Here is a 2,290-nt window from a genome sequence, read left to right on the forward strand (position 1 = left end):
GTTCAACCAGAAAAAATCGAAATTGATGCAAACGAAAGGGCAGTTAATGAAAAGTCTCCATACTGCTTTTTCGTTTGCACCACCTTCGATTCTTTCCTTAACGATTTTAATGTCTCTATTATACCATAATGATACTATTATAAAAAAGGAAAAAGAGCTCCTTCGAGCTCTTTTGATTCAGTTCTGTAAACTTGAATTTCTGGATGCGTATAATATGCGAAAAAAACTTAACTTCATCTTAAATATAGTGCTGAGTTTCACTGCCATTCTTTAACACCATTTTCACCACACCAAGCAATGCTGCAAACAAAACACCAGCAACCGGCCATACAATCCATGTAATATCCCAGCTCATCGTCCAGAAGCTCCATGCAAGGTAAATCGCTGTAGTCAAGCACCAATATACACCAGAAAACGTGTCAGTCTTTTTCTTAAACAGTTTTTCTTCTTTTGTATATTCGCCTTCCTGAAGAAGGGTATCGTAACTGCTTTTTACCATCCCAACACGAACCAACAGATTCACTCCTATTGCAAGTATGAATAGCAGTAATCCAACGGAAAGACCACAGTAATAGTCGGACGCTTCCATAGATTCGGCAATAATTGTCGGAATCACTGCCAGTATACAAAGCACTACCCCAACAGCTGTTCCTCTGATAAAAATTGGTTCATAGGAATCTTTTTTTTCTCGTACCATTCCAGATACACCATACTCTGTTTCAAAGCATTCTTTTTCAAAATGTTCCATATGTGATTCACTCATTCCATATGTAATAAACAAAAAGACGGCTGCCGCAACCATTCCAAGCAAAAAAACACATCCAAATACTGTTGCCAGAGATTCCGAAACATGAAATACGCTATCTTCTGCCATTGTCACAAGAACAATCAATAATATTGGACTTAAGATACACATACTTGTTGCGTTTGCCACTACTTTGGATCCATTTCTTTTCATGTCAAGAAATTCATTTGCATTCTCCATAGTTACTTTTTTCAACGGTTCTGCATAGCTTTCAGTACTTTCGTGATAGGTGATATTTTCTGCTTTCATTTCATCTTTTAATAGGTAATCTGTACTAACACCAAAAAGCTCCGACATCTGTAAAATTCTTTGCAAATCTGGAACAGCTCCTGCACTTTCCCACTTAGATACTGCCTGTCTGGATACGCCCAACTGATTGGCTAGTTCTTCCTGTGACCATCCATTCTTTTTTCTTTCCTCTGTAATCTTATCAGCTAAAATCATTTTTTCCTCCTTTTGCAGATTTTATGAGCTAAATATAACAGTTTTGCTGTTTGCATTCCACCATTTCAGGCTGTAAATCTGTCAACCAGAAGTTGCAAATCACAAAAGGATTCTATGAATCCCGATTTTCCAACAATACAAGCAGGAAATTATTTATCATCTGTATTTGTTTTATTGTTTTCCTTTTTCTTATAAGTCGAACCTACCTTCGCTTTACTATTTCTAATAGTTTTCTCACATAATCATCTGCGTGGTTTATTGAAAACTCTCCATGATACATATTAGGAAGAACTTGTATAAAACTATCCTGCAATTTTTCATGAATGATTTTAGCAGATTTTTTCATTGATTGCTTTTCTTTTTCTCCAACATAAATTTGAATGGTTGCTTCACACTCTCCAATGCCATCTTTTAGTGAATATACTGAGTTTTCCTGTAAAAAGGCAATCATATCACTCTTTCTAATAGCACAAGTATCTTTGTAATATTCATCAAACAAATTCGACTTTATTCGTAGTGATTTGAATTGTAATTTTGAAAACCACTTATACTTTATTAAGCCATAGCAACTTCCAAACGCCGGTTTAATCATAGAATATGTAAATTTTGAAGGTATCACAAGTACACTTTCCACTATTGCATACTTACATATATCTTTGCGTTGAGATAAAATTTCAAGCAAAATCTGCCCTCCAAGCGATAGTCCTCCCATCATTAAAACAGAACCGCCCAATTTGCTATTTACAAATTCTATAATATCCAAAGCATTATTCTCTATCGTCGTAAACTGCTTATCACATCCTGCATGACCATCTAATATAGGCAAAACCACATGATAATCTGTTTGAAGTCTTTCAGCAACCTCTTTGTAATTCCACCATGATAAACCGCCTGCGTGTAAGAGGATAATTACATCGCTGTTTTCTTTTCCATATTCTACATAATTCAACCTCTTTCACCTCGCTGTAAACTTCAAATTTTCATGTGTTCGACAAATCGTTAAGGAAAGAATCGAAGGTGGTGCAAACGAAAAAGCAGTAT

At 35.6% G+C, this 2,290-nt stretch carries 2 protein-coding genes; both read right to left on the minus strand.

The genetic code is table 11. The annotated features are described in order from the left end of the window. Nucleotides 1-238: 238 nt before the first annotated feature. On the minus strand, nt 239-1,249 hold the full coding sequence (locus tag DWZ38_RS21875; RefSeq protein WP_015541488.1) for a helix-turn-helix transcriptional regulator: 1,011 nt from the start codon (nt 1,247-1,249) through the stop codon (nt 239-241). A gap of 202 nt (nt 1,250-1,451) precedes the next feature. Beyond that, a complete protein-coding gene (locus DWZ38_RS21880) occupies nt 1,452-2,198 on the minus strand; it encodes an alpha/beta hydrolase (RefSeq protein ID WP_117855415.1) in 747 nt (248 codons plus the stop codon). Between the last annotated feature and the right edge of the window lie 92 nt (nt 2,199-2,290).

The sequence above is a fragment of the Ruminococcus sp. AF31-8BH genome, from assembly GCF_003460605.1.
Classification (GTDB): domain Bacteria; phylum Bacillota; class Clostridia; order Lachnospirales; family Lachnospiraceae; genus Blautia_A; species Blautia_A acetigignens.

Coding starts and splice junctions, on each gene's coding strand:
- DWZ38_RS21875 (WP_015541488.1), bottom strand. CDS start 1,249: ATGATTTTAGCTGATAAGATTACAGAGGAAAGAAAAAAGAATGGATGG.